Source organism: Singulisphaera sp. GP187, from assembly GCF_900129635.1.
Classification (GTDB): Bacteria; Planctomycetota; Planctomycetia; order Isosphaerales; family Isosphaeraceae; genus Singulisphaera.
In genome coordinates this window covers 2,548,323-2,563,741 of the sequence record NZ_FSRB01000002.1, presented here as the reverse complement: position 1 = coordinate 2,563,741, position 15,419 = coordinate 2,548,323, and the positions used below count along the sequence as shown (strand labels likewise).

Below are 15,419 nucleotides of genomic sequence, written 5' to 3'. Positions count from 1 at the left end.
TTCCTCCCTGTCTATGAACGGTCGTCCTTTGCGACGGCAGTCCTCAGGCGAGAAGGCCTTTCACGACGTTGCCGTGCACGTCGGTGAGTCGGAAGTCTCGCCCCTGGAATTTAAAGGTCAGCTTGGTGTGATCGATCCCCAGGCAGTGGAGGATTGTGGCATTGAAGTCGTGGATGTGGACGGGGTCCTGGACGATGTTGTAGCAAAAGTCGTCGGTCTCGCCGTAAGAGATCCCAGGCTTGATCCCGCCGCCGGCCATCCACATGGTGAAGCAGCGTCCGTGGTGGTCGCGGCCGTAATTATCCTTGGTCAGAGCCCCTTGGCTGTACACGGTCCGGCCGAACTCACCTCCCCAGATGACCAGGGTTTCGTCGAGTAGGCCGCGCATCTTGAGATCTTTGATCAAGGCTGCCGCGGGCTGGTCGACGTCCTTGCACTGACCGCGGATCTGGTTCGGTAAGTTGTTATGCTGGTCCCAGCCGCGGTGCATGAGTTGCACGAAGCGGACGCCACGTTCGACCATCCGCCGGGCAAGCAGGCAGTTCCGCGCGAAACCTCCGTCCACCCCCTTGTCGTCGATGCCGTACATGGCGATGGTCGACTTGGGTTCGCCCGACAGGTCGGTCAAGTCGGGTACCGAGGTCTGCATCCGGTATGCCATCTCGTACTGGGCGATCCGGGTATTGATCTCCGGGTCACCGAACGAGTCGGCCGCCATCCGGTTGAGCCGGCCGACGCCGTCGAGCATTCTCCGACGGGTTTGCGGGTCGACACCGGGCGGATTCGAGAGGTAGAGGACCGGGTCGTCCCCCGAGCGGAACCGGACCCCTTGATGTTGGGTGGGCAGGAAACCGCTTCCCCAGAGTCGCGAGAAGATCGGCTGATCCGTTTTGTTGCCGCTCCCTTGCGAGATCAAGACAATGAATGTGGGAAGGTTGTCATTCTCGCCGCCCAGACCGTAGTCGAGCCAGGCCCCCAGGCTCGGCCGGCCCGGCTGCTGGTGCCCGGTCTGGATGTAAGTGGTCGCGGGGTCGTGGTTGATCGCCTCGGTGTTCAGCGTCTTGATGACCGCGATATCATCGACGACGGTCGCGGTGTGCGGCAGGAGTTCGCTGACCCAGGTGCCCGCCTGACCATGCTGGGCGAACTTGAACATCGGGGCCACGCAAGGGAACGACTTCTGGCCGGACGTCATTCCCGTGATCCGCTGACCCATCCGGATCGACCCGGGCAGCTCCTTGCCGTGTTGCGCTTCGAGCTTCGGCTTGTGGTCGAACAAATCGATATGCGAAGGGCCACCTGACATAAAGAGATAGATGACATGCTTCGCTTTGGGCGCGAAGTGGGTCGATGCCGACAACAGCCCCGGGTTCAAGAGCGAAGCCAAGGCCGTCGCGCCCAGTCCCGACGCGGTCCGGCCAAAGAACTGGCGACGAGTCTGCAGCATCTGTTGCTCGACGTGCGGGTCCATCATGTTAGCCCTTCGTGACGGTCTCATCGAGATTCAAGATTGCGCTGGCGACCATCGACCAGGCGGCCAGTTCCGGGACATCAAGGTCGCCATTTCGGCGCGACTCGCCGACGCCGAGCAGTTTCAAGGCGGCCTCGACGTCGTGACGAAACGCGGATCGTTGGGCCTCGAACAGTTCGCTGAGCACCTCAAGCTCGGCGGCGGTCGGGCGTCGGGCGGTGGCCAGGCGAAACGCGAAATTGATTCGCGATTCGGGGGTCGAGCCGCCTTCGAGGATCATTCGTTCGGCGAGCTTTCGCGAGGCCTCGACATAAGTGGGGTCGTTCATCAGGACGAGAGCCTGGAGCGGCGTGTTGGTACGGGAGCGCCGGACCGTGCAGGTCTCGCGATCGGGGGCATCGAAGGTGACGAGGGTCGGCGGTGGCGAGGTCCGCTTCCAGAAGGTATACATCGTTCGGCGATAGAGGTCGCGGCCGCGGCTCTGCTCGTAAGTCTGCGCGGTCCAGTTCTCGCCGTCGAGGCGGGAGGCCAGCTCTTCCCAGAGCCCCGCGGGCTGATAGGGGGAAACGCTTTTTCCGCCGACTCGGTGGTCGAGTAAGCCGCTCACCGCCAACGCCTGGTCCCGGATGAACTCGGCCTGGAGTCGGTGCCGGACTCCCCGAGCCAGCAGGCGATTGCCAGGGTCACGCGCAATGACCTCAGGGGAACTGAAAGACGACTGCTGATAGGTCGCCGAGGTGACGAACAAGCGGATCATCGCCTTCACGTCCCACCCTTCGCGGAATTCGACGGCCAGCCAATCGAGCAACTCAGGGTGACTCGGAAGTGCCCCTTGCGAGCCGAAGTCGTCAGAGGTTTCCACCAGGCCGGTCCCGAAGATCGTCTGCCAGAGTCGGTTGACCGTCACCCGCGCGGTCAGCGGGTGCGACGGATCGACGAGCCAGCGGGCGAGGTCGAGTCGCGTGGCCGGACCATCGTTCGGAAGTGGCGGCAAGCTGGCCGGAGTCCCAGCCACGACCTTCTCCCCGTGCTTGTCGTACTGGCCACGCTCGAGCAAGTAGGTATCCCTTGGCTTGCTCATCTCACGCATGACCATCGTCGTCGGAATCGACTTCTCGAGGTCGGCGTGTGCCTTCTTGAGTGCCGTGAGTTGCTGATTCAAGGGCCTGCATACGTCCGAAACATTGGACCGATAATAGGTTCGGAGCGCACTCGCATCCGCCGGAGTGCGCTGTTCGTCGGGGATTGCAATGATCCGGGCGAGCTTCTCAGGGAGCTTTTGCCACTCGGGGGCCCATTCCGCCGAGGTGACGGAGAGCCGAAATTTGCCGAGTTGGTGGCGCTCCCAGGGGGAGTCGAACTCGAGTGTGGTCGACAACCTCGTCCCTTCCTTGGCGACGAGTGGCTGATCGAGCACGAAGATCAGGAAGTGCGGTTTGCCCACCTCGGGGAAGAGGGACCAGCCGGTCGACTTGCGGCCATCGATCGCGAGACGCGCCGGATGTTCTTCCTGACTGTAGTCGGCATACACCGACTTGATTTTCAGCGGCGCTCCCGCGTCGAAGCGCACCTCCGTGAGCACAACATTCCCATTGATCGAGCGTCCCGGACCATTGCCTGCCAGGGAAGCGTCGGGAAGCGTTTCAAGCCGGATCGCCGTGATCGGCTGCCGAGGAGCGGGGCCGGAGAGCGTGTAGGCGTCGCTGTCCGGGTTGGCGCCTCGAGCCACGATCGACCGATCCTCGAGGGCCTCAAGCGTGGTGCCCGCTCTCGTGGTCATCGCGTCGGGGTTGAGGACCACCCATTCGGGCGCGAGCGGTTGCCTTAGCGAACGTTCCCACTGCGCCTGTTGATCGTCGACAGTCGCCATCGGCTCGTTGATTCGCCGCTCGAGGTTCCCAATGGCCGAAACCTGGTCGGCAAGTGCGGCGGTTTGGGCGCGACTTGGGACGGGAATCATCGGCTCCGCGTTCCCTTTGCGGCCGTCGAGCCCGTTTTCAGGCAGGTTATTGAAGAAGGCGTAGAGCTGGTAGTATTCTTTCTGCGTCAACGGATCAAACTTGTGGTCGTGGCACTGAGCGCAGCCGATGGTGAGGCCGAGCCAGACCGTCCCCGTCGTGTTCACCCGGTCGATGACGTAGGCGGTTTGATACTCCTCGGGGATCGCTCCCCCCTCGAAATTGATCATGTGATTGCGATTAAATCCGCTGGCCACTTGCTGGGAGAGCGACGGATTCGGGAGTAAGTCACCGGCAAGCTGTTCCACCGTGAAGCGGTCGAAGGGGAGGTTGCGGTTGTAGGCGTCGATGATCCAGTCTCGCCAGAGCGTCATGTCTCGACCACTGTCGATATGATAGCCGTGCGTATCGGCATAGCGTGATGCATCGAGCCAATCAAGCGCCATGCGCTCGCCGTAGCGGCCCGAGTTCAGCAACCGATCCACGAGTCGCTCGTAGGCATCTGCGTGGCGGTCGGCCAGGAAGGCGTCGACCTCGCGCGGGGTCGGGGGGAGGCCGGTCAAGTCGAGAGTCAGCCGGCGGATCAAGGTCGTCCGGTCGGCTTGAGACGAGGGGCGAAGTTTTTCCGACTCCAGTTTCGCGAGGATAAAGTGATCGATCGCGTTTCGCGGCCAAGCGCGATCGTTCACGACCGGTAGGGGAGAACGAACGGGCGCGGTCAACGACCAGTGGGTCTGGTATTTCGCCCCTTCGGCGATCCAATCACGCAAGAGGGACCGCTGTTCGGCCGTGAGCGTTCGGTTGCTCTCGGGCGGTGGCATCATGAAACTCTTACGCGTCGAAAAGACCCGCTTGACCAGGCTGCTTTCTTCAGGCTGGCCGGGGACGATCGCGGGCTTACCCGATTCGGCCGGCAGTAAAGCGGCATCGCGGAGGTCAAGCCTCAGGTCGGCCTGGCGCTCGGCCGCGTCGGGCCCGTGGCATTTGAAGCAGGTATCCGAAAGGATCGGGCGGATTTGACGGTCGAAATCGACCGGGGCCTTTGCGCCGGTCTCGGGAGGTTTGGCTGGATCAGCCAGGATCACCCGACTTGAACTCAGCAACCCGAGCAAAATCAACCACGTCCCGCGCAACCGGTGGCCAGTCATTGTGCCTGATTCCTCGCGACTGTGAGCCGTTCGCCGTTATGTCCCACATTCTATCAAGGATCGCGGTCCATTGGCACAACCTTGTCAGATACGATCACCCCACAAGTCGCCCAAACCAGGATCACGAGCTTTGGCAGGGTGGATGCCTTGGGGGTTGCAAATGATTCAAGGGACCACTTGTTTCCCCAAAGAGGGCGGGACGATTTCGTCAAACTATTATATTAATAATCGTTAATTTATTGGTGGGTCGTGCCCACCCTACGAAGGCCGGCATCCCAACGCCGGCATTGTGATTCGGGAGTTAGCCGTGGTGTTCGTTCTCGGTTCGTCGGGAGGGGGAGCGGGAGGGACGCTTCCCAGCTTGGGTTGTCGGCGGCAGAATGCCAAGGCCTTCGGTGAAGTTCGGGTCGAGGGAGGTTGACGACAGTTTCTTTTCCCAGGCTTCGACCCAGGTTTTCCAGGAGACGGTGATTCGCTGGAAGGGGATAAGGACGGACTGAGCGCCGGCTCGTTCGTTCGGGGGCGCGTTCCGGGCGGTTTGGTCGCTGGATTGTACGCGGATCCGATCAATTCCACTCAGTTTATACAAGCCGACGATCGCGGTCGTCAGCGTTTGTCGGCGCACGTCGGAAAGGTCAGAGAGCCAGCCCGGCTCGGCGACTTCCGCGATCAGGTTACCCGCCTGTTCAACGAATTCAATCCGGATCACGTCGGTACTCTCCTCGCGTGACGAGAGCTCAAACGAGATGCGATTGGTCGCCAGCCTCAGTGCGGAAACCTCGATCTCCATCGAGCCAAGCGTCCGACTCTCGCGAAGCAAGGCCAGGAACTCACGTTCGATGAACTGGCGGAGGGCTTCCTCGACGTGGTGGAGCGCCTCGATCTGTTTGATGACTCCCTTCTCCCGGCCCTCGCGAAGCCAGCGCCTCTCCCCCTTGCGGAGCTTCGTGAACAACTTCGGGATCGTTCCCGAGTGGAAGCCAGGGCGGAGCAGTCGGCCGATGGTCTCGCCATGACTGCCGACCGCTATCGGCCCGAGCGTCTCGCGGCGATTGGCGCGATAGAGTCGCCAATTCTCCTTGAGCTCCCAGACCAGGAATCCGAATACCCCCGGCAACAAGACCACGGTCGTCCCGGCGATGAAGTTTGCCACCACCTTGCCTAGGGGCATGAGGGGCGCGGCAAGAATTCTTGTCAACGTCAGTGAGAGCGGCAAAATAATCTTGTGTGAGACGGTGACGACCGGGAAATGCTTGATCGGATTGACTTGAGGCTCGATAAGCAAATTGACATAGATTCGGACCAAGTAGGCGACAAAAAACCAGCCGGCCCCCAGCAGCGCTTTCGAGGCGAGCATGAACTTGGTCTGGCCGGATCGGAACCGGAGCCATTCGTCGACGGCGTAAAGAAAGCGGTCAACCGTCTCGAGAACCGTGTCGAAGGTGCGGACGATGATCCGGTAAATTCCCGGAACGATGTCGCGATAGAGTTGCTTCCAAGTCCGGACCACTTCGTCCGCGACAATCTCCTCGAAGTCTCGGCCAAGCCGTGAATTGATCACGAGAATTGAGGTGACGAAGACGGTCGCGGAAAGTAGGGCGACCGCTTGCTGCCCCAGGCCCATCGGCTTCGCCAGGACCCAGACAGGTGCCGTGACTATCGCTGGTTTGAGCAGAAATCGCCAAACTAGAGAAGCGAACCGGCCGACGAAGAGGAAGCGGAGCAGCGGCTGTCGGAGGACCCAGGCGAGCGAATCAAAGAAGACCATTCGAAGACCACGGCCAACGACCCGAATGGCCAACAAGAATCCCTGGCGGAAATTGGGAAAATCGAGCACGCCAAGCGCCACGGTTCCCAGAATCAGCAGTGACGGAATATTCATAATGTGAATATGTCCGCCCCCCAATAAATGAACGAGGGGGCCGATGATATGCTGGAGCCCTTCGAGAATGAGAAACGCTCCTCCGTACGGCATCGCGACGTACGAAGTGAGAAATCGGCCGATGGAGGTCGCGAATGCCAACGAGCTGAATCGTTGGAGCCATCGAAGATAGACTTCTCCCTGGCGGTACACGCCGTCGAGCGATTTCGAGAGCGCCTCGTCGGCCCTGAGCAAGCGGTCGCCCTCAAGGAATTCGCGAGGGCCGGAGAGGTCGGGCATTTTGAGGTTGCCGCGCGAGCAGGCATCGCGGAGGTCACCGAGCGAGAGGAAACCTCGGCTGGCGATCCGGTCGAGCAACTCCTCGACCAACTTGCGGTAGGCGACGCGTTCGGGCAGGTTCCTCGGCTTGAACCCCGTCCGGGTCAGCGTGGCGTCGATCGGACCGCGGAGCCGATCTCGCAGGACCACTTCGGAACGATTGACGGACGCGTGCAGCAGCGCCGCCATCCGGGTCCGATCCTCGCCACGCAGCCGGGTTGAGGCGAGCCGTTTCGAGGCACTCCTCAGGTGGTTGGCGATCATGACTTCGCGGAGGTAGGGCTGAACGCGGCGAATCGGACGGCGACCCCACGAGGCGATCCACCCCACAAGGTCGGTGGCGTAGACCTCGCGTTCGTGGTCGACGCAGACTTTTTGAAGGTCGTAAAGCAGGCGCGCCTCGGGGGTCCAGAACCCTCGGGCTGACCGATCGAGGAGTGAGGGCAAGGCGCGTCGCCAGCGCTCGGCCTCGGACTCGTCGAAGGCCAGGGCGCGCTGGAGCCGGCGAATCAGGTGGTCGAGCTCACTTCGAGCCCCCGATCGGATCGACTCGGCGAGTTCCGGGGTGGTGCGTCGCGCCGCTTCGGTGCGGAGGATCGCCGCGCGAACGAGGTTTCCCTGCGCGGCAATCGCATCGGCCCGATCGATCAGGCGCCGAGAGACTCCCGTGGCGGTTTCAATCGGCCAATCGTCGCGTGGCTCGGGCTCGAACTCACCGTTGTCATCGCCCTCCTCATCGCTCGAACCCGGGATCGTCTCGATCACCGGATCGACGGCGCCTTCCAGCCGCGTGGCTTGATAGACCGCCTCGACATCGACAAGCTCGGCGAGCAGAGTCTCGACCGATGTCGGATCTTCGATCGCGGGAAATGTGTGTGCCAAGAGGCCGGGGGCGAAGCGTTGCAGCTCCAGGAAGTAAGCGCCGAACGCGATCAGGACCGACCGATCGTCGGACAGAGCCAGGAGGAGACCCTCCTGACGGAGGATCGAGCGAACCTCCTCGAATTCGATCGTTCCAATCCGTTCGATGCGTTTTCGAATGGCGTTGTCGAACGTGCGCTCGCGAGCGAGCGAGCACTCCATGCCGACCTGAACGCGGGCATGAAACAGCAGACGCCAGTAGTCCTCCAGAATCGCCGCGCGACTCGAGAGCGCCAGGTCTTCCGTCGTCGGTCGCTCGAGCAGGATAGCAACGGACGGCCATCCGACCCCCGACTTATCGATCCCGAGCTCCTCCCCGGAAACGACCCCTCGGAGTGAGTTGCCAGTGGACACGTAGAGGCGTCGAGGAGGGACATGAACCCCGACTCGCGCCAGTCCGAGGTCGCTCTTGATGACTCGGCGGAGGATCCGTGGGGGGACGAGGAAGGCCCCGGGATCGGTGGCACGGAGAATCCGTTCGAGTTCAGTGACATCGATCGAGCAATCACCACCGGCGTCCATCATCGGCTTGCGGATCTCCTCGCGACTGCGGAACAGACGCATCGTATCCGCCCCGGTCTCATCAGCCAAGAACGTCTGTTCGAGTTGCTTGAACCCGCATGGCCAAACCTGCCCCGTCCCGTTCGCTGGCGAGGCGTCAGCTCCGAAATGCTTCGTGGACGACCCTTGAGCGAGTTGACGAACACGATCATCCCTCGTGGTCTCGCAGGTTGGCCAGTGGTCTGATTCGCTAAATTCCTTGTGGGTCGCCAAATGCGCCCCAAAATAGAGTGGTGCCGGAAATTCATCTTCTTTGGAATTTCCGGGTTCGCGACCGCCGCAACGCCGATAAGACGTAGGGTAGGTTTCGACACGAAGCGGACCAGGGTCATTGTCGGCTATGATCGCGTTTTCGACCGAATCCAATGGAACGGCACGCCGCGGTGATTCAACCGATGGGGAACTCCCCGTGGCTCCCGTCGGCCAGGACGCTGAGTTGGCGGCTGGACCACCCCGCGATCCGGCCGCCCCGCATGAGGATTCGTACGAAGAGTTTGCCCAGTGGCTTCAGAACGAGGCCGAGCGACTCTTCACCCTGGGACAATACGGCGGCGCGGAGCAGAAGGTTCGTCAGCTCCTGGACTTGCAGAACCAGGTCGTCGGCCAGCAACATGCCGACTTCGCCCTCGGCTTGAGCATGCTCGCCGAGCTTCGATTCCTCCAGGGCGACCGGGTTGCAGCCGAAGGCCTGTTCCGAAGGTCGCTGGGGATTCGGGGGGCGGTCCTGGGACGGTCCCACCCCGATTACGCGGTCAGCTTGACCTGTCTTGCCGGCATGCTCTGGCGGCGTGATGCACTTGATGATGCCGAACGCTGCCTCCGTGAAGCGCTTGCGATCCGCTACGACGCGCTCGGACCGGATCATCCCGAGTCGGTCCAGGGTCGGAAAGAGTTGGTTCGCATTCTGCGCCATCGAGGAGACTGGGCTGGAGCCCAAGCGCTGATCCGGCCATTCCTCGCCCGGGCCGCCCCATCGAACGGTCAGCCCATCGGTCGCGATCTTTCGGACGACCTCGTGGTGCTCTCGAGCCAATTCCAGAGGCTCGGCGAAACGCTCGCGTCGGCCGCGCGATTGATGAGCTCCGTTGGAGCGCCACCACCTCGGGGATGCGTCCTGGATTTGTGGGATTGTCGCAAACGGTTCGACACGCTCCAGGGCGAGGCGGTGGAGCGTATCGAGTCGTTACGCGTTCCCAACCCGCCCGCGATCACGCTCGGCACCCTCCAGGACCTGGCGTCGATCCTCGACGACCTGGCCGACGCGGAGCGCCACCAGGTCGAGCGCGAGCAGCTCAGGAGGGAAGCCCTGACGGTCCTCGACCGGGTCTTCGCGCTGACCTTCGTGCGCCACGAAGTATTTCCTCCGCTTCGCGAGTGTCAAGAACAAGCGAGGCAGCTCCGCGACACGATCGAATCGGGACACTGGCTCGAACTTCCGGCTCAGACCGAGAGCCTCGTGGACGGGACGCACGCGCTCGCCAACCTCCTGATTTTCATTGAAGCAGGCGACTCGCTGAGCGACCATGATTGGGCCGAACTCTACGAGTTCCTCGGTGAGTCGCTGGGCCAACCACTCGCTCTGGCGGCGGCCCGGGCTCGGCTCGTCATGGCTGATCTGCCGCAGCGCCGCGCAGCGTATGCTGATCGGCCGCGAACGGTTGTGCCTCAACCCATGGCACGCGCGCTACCGATCACTCCTGAACCGACGCCATACCCGGTTCCAGCAAGCTCGACGCCCACGCCCACTCCCCGAACCAACTCTTCAAGCACCGTACTCTGCGACGTCGCCATGGCAAGTCTCGTCCCGTCGATGGGGACCGTGATCAACCTGCCAACCGCGACTCCTTCTGAACCCGAGGCGCATCGATTGCTCAGGGTCGGCCGGGCCCCGAACGTGGTCGAACGATCTCTCTCGGCAGGGAGTGCGTCGGCCGGGCGATTGAACCCAGGTGGTCCGGTCAATCCCGATGGCACCGAACGGCGTCGTGCCGCGGGTCGCCGTGCCGTACCATCGCTAATCGCCGGACCACTTCCCCTGCTCAACTCATTCGGTCCGACTCTCGACCCGGGAAAACGGAACGGCCTGATCATCACAAGCCCGTTTGGAGCGGGAAATCAAGGCGAATAAATAGCAATAAAGCTTTACGCGTAAATTTATTGGTTCGATTTTGTTGATAACCCAAGAGCTTGTAGCTAAGAACTCGGGATCTCATTCCCACGCGCTGCGTGGGAATGCCGTCCGCGACGCTCCGCGTCGTCGTTCCCGGCGGATGGGGCCGTAGAGTGGCCAGAACGGCATCCGCACGCCGAGCATGCGAACGCGTTTCTCCCGCGAATATCGGCCTCTGGGGCCGACAGACGGCCCAGTTTCCTTGCGACAGACTCGAATACTACGTCCCAGGCAATTGAAGACTGGACCGGCTCACTCCATGGTCCCGTTCGTGAAGGGGCTTGAGTCGTCAGCGGTTCCCCGTCATGATCGACGGCTCAGATTTCCCAAAGGAGAGCCGTCGAGATGAGCCACGTGTGCCGTCGAACCTTTCTGTCACTCAGTGGTCTGCTCGCCAGTTCGATTTGCTACGGTGAGCAGGGGCCCTCTCCCGACGTGACGGAACCGCCGGCATCCGATACTTTCCTTGTGATTCCGCTTCGCCTTCATGTTCTGACGGCCTCCGACTTGCCTGAGATCGACTGCCGCTTGACCGACGCGGATCTCGCGCGGATCCTCCGCAAAGTGAACGGGATTTGGAACAAAGCCGGCATTCACTGGGGCCTCGAATCCATCGTTCGCGAGCCGGCGGCGAACTCCAAGAAATTCCGGCTAGTCCGCGACCTCAACGGATCGGTTCCACTCGATTACTATTCGATGCTCGTGCCCGAGCTAACCCGGCTGTTGTCGGGACTTGATGTTTATTATATTCACAAATTCTCAGTAAACGGCGTCTGGCTGGACGATGATTTCGCAATGGTCCAGGAGACGGCCGGGCTGCGCCCGGTCGAGGGGGGGATCGACGAGCCGATTCCCCGGGTGACGGCTCACGAGTTGGGGCATGCCTTGGGACTCGCTCACCGCCAGAATCGAACGAATTTGCTCGCTTCGGGCACCACCGGCACCTCGCTAAATGCCAAGGAAGTGGCCACCGCCCGGCGGCATGCCTTGAAGATTCAAGGGATCTTGACGGTTGATGCGCTGCGAGAGCACGCGGAGGAAGCGACATCGCAGGACCACAAAGTCGAAGCCCGGCGGCTCTGGACCTGGCTGTCCGAAATTCCCGGCGACGCGAGTAAGGACGCGCTCAGGCGGCGTGACGAGGTGGGGGCGGCCCAGGACTAAATGGCTGACCCCAGAATGGTTCATAGGATCTTGGAATTCAACTGCGCTCAATCACTTGAGGCACGTTGATGCTTCGACTCGCCCTGGCGTTCAGGCCGGCGTGAATGGGGCCGACTGGGAAACGGAGTTCCCTCGGCGCGGGGCGAAGGGGAGGATTGGGTTGGGGGGCGTTGGAGGATCGGAGCATCGGGAAAGAGGTGGAGCGTCCAGCACTTGAAACCCCAGTCGATAATTCGAGGGATGACGCGGTTGGCGAGCAGCAGGAACCTTCCTCCCGTGGTCAGCGTCAGCTCGTTGCGACCACCGAGGGCAGCGCGAAGGGCGGCGTCCGCGACGGTATCGGCTGTCATCCGCCGCTGTTTGGTGACGGAGAAGCGGGCGGTGTCGATGATGAGGTTGCGCTCGAATTCGGTCGCCGTGAACCCTGGGTTCAGCAGCAGGATGTGGATCCCGTATTTCGACCATTCCGCACGGATCGATTCCGTGAATCCGGCCACTGCGAACTTGCTCGCCGTGTATTCGGCCCGGCCCGGCAAACCTCGGCGGGCGACGATTGAACCGACGTTGATGAGAGACGGTCGATTCCCTTGGGCCAGAACCGGAAGCAGCAATCGGCTCAATTCCGCGAGTGCGAAGACGTTGATCTCGAAGAGTTGACGCAAGACGGAGGGGTCGTGCGTTTCAAAGTGCCCCGTCGCACCCACTCCCGCGCTGTTGATGGCGAGGTCCAGTGCTCCCAGTCGTTCCGTGGTAAATTCCACGAGGCGCGCGCGATCGCTAGCCTTGGTCAGGTCGGCGGCCTGAGTGAGGACCGATCGCGGATCGGCGCCTGACTCCACCAGAGCGTTCTTGATGGCGTCGAGCTTGGTGCTCGAGCGACCGGTGAGAACGACTCGGGCCCCTGCGCGGACCAGATGCTGGGCCATGGCGCAGCCGAGCCCCGAGGAGGCGCCGGTGACAAGACAACGAGCGTCATTCCAATTGCGGCGACGTGCCATGCGGTTCGCAATTCCTAAAGGGGGGGGACGGCCTTAACGATTGGTCGTGCTGTCGTTGTAGGCCCCTTCCACGCGAGTCGTGGCCATTTCCGGATTGGCGCGTTGCCAACGGCCGAACCGCGGACTGGAACTCGGCTCACTGACGACGACGCGAGGGGCTGTGGCTCCGGAGTAGACCGGGACGCCGCTGACGATCGTCGACCGCCCCGATCCCTGGGCGACGACGCTGCCACCGTCCACCTGCACCTGGGTCGGGACTTCGCAGACCGCGCCATTCGAGATGGTTGCCGGGACCGCCACCGGCGTCGGCCCGCAAACCGGGACCCCTGGTCCGTAATAGTGGTTATGAGTGCAACCGACCAGGCTCAGGACCCAGCCGAGTAAGAAGACCCCGAGGCCTCCTTGGAAGAGTCGGGCATGTCGCATGGCGATACTCCTTTGCCGCGATCAAAGCCTCGGAACCATGCGCCTCCGGCGCATCGGAAATTGGCTCCAATACCTGACGGACGTTTGAGTGATTCGACCGGGTTGCAGGCGCAAGAAGTGGTTGGATCCGTATTGACGGGCCCTCAAGCTGTCGGGACTTTAACCCAACTTGCCAATTCGTCCAACCGCAGTTTTCTCCGGGTCGTTCTGCAAGTCACGTTGCAGGCCGGCGCGGGCCACGTCGAGACACTCGAGGATACGGCCTCGGATCAGCGCGGTGACAGCCTCGGTATCAAGTCCTTCGAGTTCTTCGGGAAGGATCGGCGGACCATAGTGGATTCGGACGGGGTGGGGCAGAGGGAACGCTCGCGACCGGGGCCAGGCTTCGAACGTCCCGGCAATGCCGGCCGGGACGACCGCCACGCGGGCGCGAGAAGCCAGAACGGAGATCCCCGACTTCAACTCGCCAAGCTCGCCGTCACGACTTCGCGTCCCCTCGGGGAAGAGCACGACGATCCCCCCTTTTTTGATCCTCCGCAGAGTCTCTTTCAGGCCTTGGACGCCCATCCCCTCGCGCTGAATCGGAAAGCCGCCCACCGAGCGAATGAAGCTCCCGAGCAGGGGGAGGAACAGGGTCGATCGCGCCACATAGTTGAGGGGACGGTGCAGGGGGATTCCCAGGATGAAGACGTCGAGATGGCTGACGTGGTTCGAGACGAGCAACGCGCCGCCATGCTCGGGCAGGTTGTTTCGCCCACTCACCCGAATTCCGCTGACCGAGGAGAGCAGGGTGGCGACCGTGACTTGAACCAGGCGATACCAGCCCATTGCCAGCCGCGACCGATCGGCGGTCGGAGGCGCTTCCTTTTCCTTGGTCGTCTCGGTGTCGTTCGTCATCGCGCGGTCTCCTCTCCGACGAGAGGTTGAGGACTCAGGCGGGAACGAACGTCTTGCTCGATCTGCGCGATCACGTGGTCGAGCCGCATCCCGGTGGTGTCGACCACGCAGGCATCGACGGCCGGTTTCATCGGGGCAATGGCTCGAGCGGCATCGCGCGCGTCTCGTTCTTCGAGGTCGCGAGCGACAGCCTCCAAGGCGATCTCGGACCCTTTGGCCTCGAATTCGGCATGTCGGCGGCGTGCTCGTTCTTCGAGGCTGGCCGTGAGGAAGAACTTGCGAAAGGCGTTGGGGAAGACCACTGTCCCCTGGTCGCGACCTTCGGCGACGACGTTGTTCTCGGTCGCAAATTCGCGTTGCCAGGCGACGAGTTGGCGTCGGACACTCGGGCTGTCGGCCAGGAACCGCGAGGCCCGGGTAATCTCGATAGTCCGCACCAAGGTGCTGACGTCCTCGCCGTTGAGCAAGACCGACCCGGGTGGGAGCCGAATGGAGAGGCTTGCCGCGAGCGTTCCCAGCGCTTGATCGTCTTCCAGAGGAGTGCCCGCGCGCAGTGCGGCGACGGTCGCCGCGCGATACATGGCACCCGTATCGAGCAAGCGCCATGCTAACCGCTCGGCGATCTGGCGTGCGACCGTACTCTTGCCTGCCCCCGCGGGCCCGTCGATCGTGATCACCCGCCGCATCGTGGAACGAACCTCACTCGCCAAAGGAACTCAGCCCAAGGCCGGCTATCACCGTACCTCCTGGCAGTCTATCCGCTGAAGCGGATTGGGTCCAACGAAACACGATTGCGGTCGGCGCATAAAAAGACCCAGGCTCGCGATACGAAGAGTCGCGAGCCTGGGACGGGGATCCTGCCGATCGCAAGGACCGAACCGGGAACCGGATCAGTGGGGTCGTTTGCCCACTCCCGAGCCGGAGCCGGTTCCGGCCAGCGAGGCCAGAGTCTTGCGGCCTGCGACACCGGCGTTGAGTTCGTGCCAGTGGAGCACCTCAGGCTCGCCGAGGCGCCAGCAGAGAAAGACTTCGCGGCCGTCCATAATGCTGTAGAAGTCGCAGAGCCCGTCCAGCCCCTTCAACTCGACGCCCAGCTTGGTGAGCTCGTCGATGTACGAGGCCAGCCGCTCCTCCTCGGTTTCCATTTCCGCCTGGCTCTGCGCCAATTCCTCGGAGTAGGGGTCGCTCGACGCGCGTTTCCGTTCGCTTTTGACCGCTGACAACCGCTGTTTCAAATCATTGACGGCGTGCCACTGTCGAACGATGTCGGTGACAATCGCCCGGACGAGCGGAAGGGTCTTGTTCGCCTCTTCAACACTGAAATAGCGGCGTTTCGTCTCTGCTGGCTTGGGAGGGGCCATGACGAGATCCTAAAGAATAAGAAGGCGATGAGATTCAGAGACGCAAGTCAGTCAGCCACGGCAAGGCAAACAGTTCGTTCGCCATCCGGCCCAAGGTGAATCAGGACTCGGTCGGAGTGACTGAGTTTCCCGGTATCGATAGGG

Annotated in this window: 10 protein-coding genes; 2 read left to right on the top strand and 8 right to left on the bottom strand. The window is 62.3% G+C overall.

The window, feature by feature from the left end; genetic code table 11:
* Positions 1 to 43: 43 nt before the first annotated feature.
* The 3 genes from BUS42_RS34320 to BUS42_RS34310 form a co-directional block, all read right to left on the bottom strand.
* Positions 44 to 1,471 (bottom strand): DUF1501 domain-containing protein, encoded by a 1,428-nt coding sequence (locus BUS42_RS34320; protein ID WP_074315690.1) that lies wholly within the window; start codon positions 1,469 to 1,471, stop codon positions 44 to 46.
* Between the two features lie 4 nt (positions 1,472 to 1,475).
* Positions 1,476 to 4,577, bottom strand: a complete 3,102-nt coding sequence (locus BUS42_RS34315; protein ID WP_074314655.1) for a PSD1 and planctomycete cytochrome C domain-containing protein — start codon at positions 4,575 to 4,577, stop codon at positions 1,476 to 1,478.
* A 301-nt stretch (positions 4,578 to 4,878) separates the two neighbouring features.
* Positions 4,879 to 8,289: a hypothetical protein gene (locus BUS42_RS34310; protein WP_254053979.1), complete on the bottom strand. Its 3,411-nt coding sequence runs from the start codon at positions 8,287 to 8,289 to the stop codon at positions 4,879 to 4,881.
* Between the two features lie 379 nt (positions 8,290 to 8,668).
* Here BUS42_RS34310 and BUS42_RS34305 point away from each other — a divergent pair, with 379 nt between their 5' ends.
* Both BUS42_RS34305 and BUS42_RS34300 read left to right on the top strand, forming a co-directional pair.
* The gene (locus tag BUS42_RS34305; protein ID WP_074315687.1) at positions 8,669 to 10,387 is read left to right on the top strand and encodes a tetratricopeptide repeat protein; all 1,719 of its coding nucleotides are present in this window, start codon (positions 8,669 to 8,671) and stop codon (positions 10,385 to 10,387) included.
* A 387-nt stretch (positions 10,388 to 10,774) separates the two neighbouring features.
* Entirely contained in the window at positions 10,775 to 11,593 is an 819-nt protein-coding gene (locus tag BUS42_RS34300) for a zinc metalloprotease (RefSeq protein WP_074314653.1), read from the top strand.
* A gap of 47 nt (positions 11,594 to 11,640) precedes the next feature.
* On the opposite strand, the gene BUS42_RS34295 is transcribed toward BUS42_RS34300, so the two are convergent.
* The 5 genes from BUS42_RS34295 to BUS42_RS34275 form a co-directional block, all read right to left on the bottom strand.
* A complete protein-coding gene (locus tag BUS42_RS34295) occupies positions 11,641 to 12,591 on the bottom strand; it encodes an SDR family NAD(P)-dependent oxidoreductase (RefSeq protein ID WP_074314651.1) in 951 nt (316 codons plus the stop codon).
* Positions 12,592 to 12,624: 33 nt separating this feature from the next.
* Positions 12,625 to 13,017, bottom strand: a complete 393-nt coding sequence (locus BUS42_RS34290; RefSeq protein ID WP_074314649.1) for a hypothetical protein — start codon at positions 13,015 to 13,017, stop codon at positions 12,625 to 12,627.
* Between the two features lie 159 nt (positions 13,018 to 13,176).
* Positions 13,177 to 13,914: a lysophospholipid acyltransferase family protein gene (locus tag BUS42_RS34285; RefSeq protein WP_074314647.1), complete on the bottom strand. Its 738-nt coding sequence runs from the start codon at positions 13,912 to 13,914 to the stop codon at positions 13,177 to 13,179.
* Complete coding sequence (gene cmk / locus BUS42_RS34280; RefSeq protein WP_074314645.1) at positions 13,911 to 14,600, bottom strand: (d)CMP kinase; 690 nt, start codon at positions 14,598 to 14,600, stop codon at positions 13,911 to 13,913. The genes BUS42_RS34285 and cmk overlap by 4 nt, the downstream gene beginning before the upstream one ends.
* 204 nt (positions 14,601 to 14,804) lie before the next feature.
* Complete coding sequence (locus tag BUS42_RS34275) at positions 14,805 to 15,275, bottom strand: DUF2203 domain-containing protein (RefSeq protein ID WP_074314643.1); 471 nt, start codon at positions 15,273 to 15,275, stop codon at positions 14,805 to 14,807.
* Between the last annotated feature and the right edge of the window lie 144 nt (positions 15,276 to 15,419).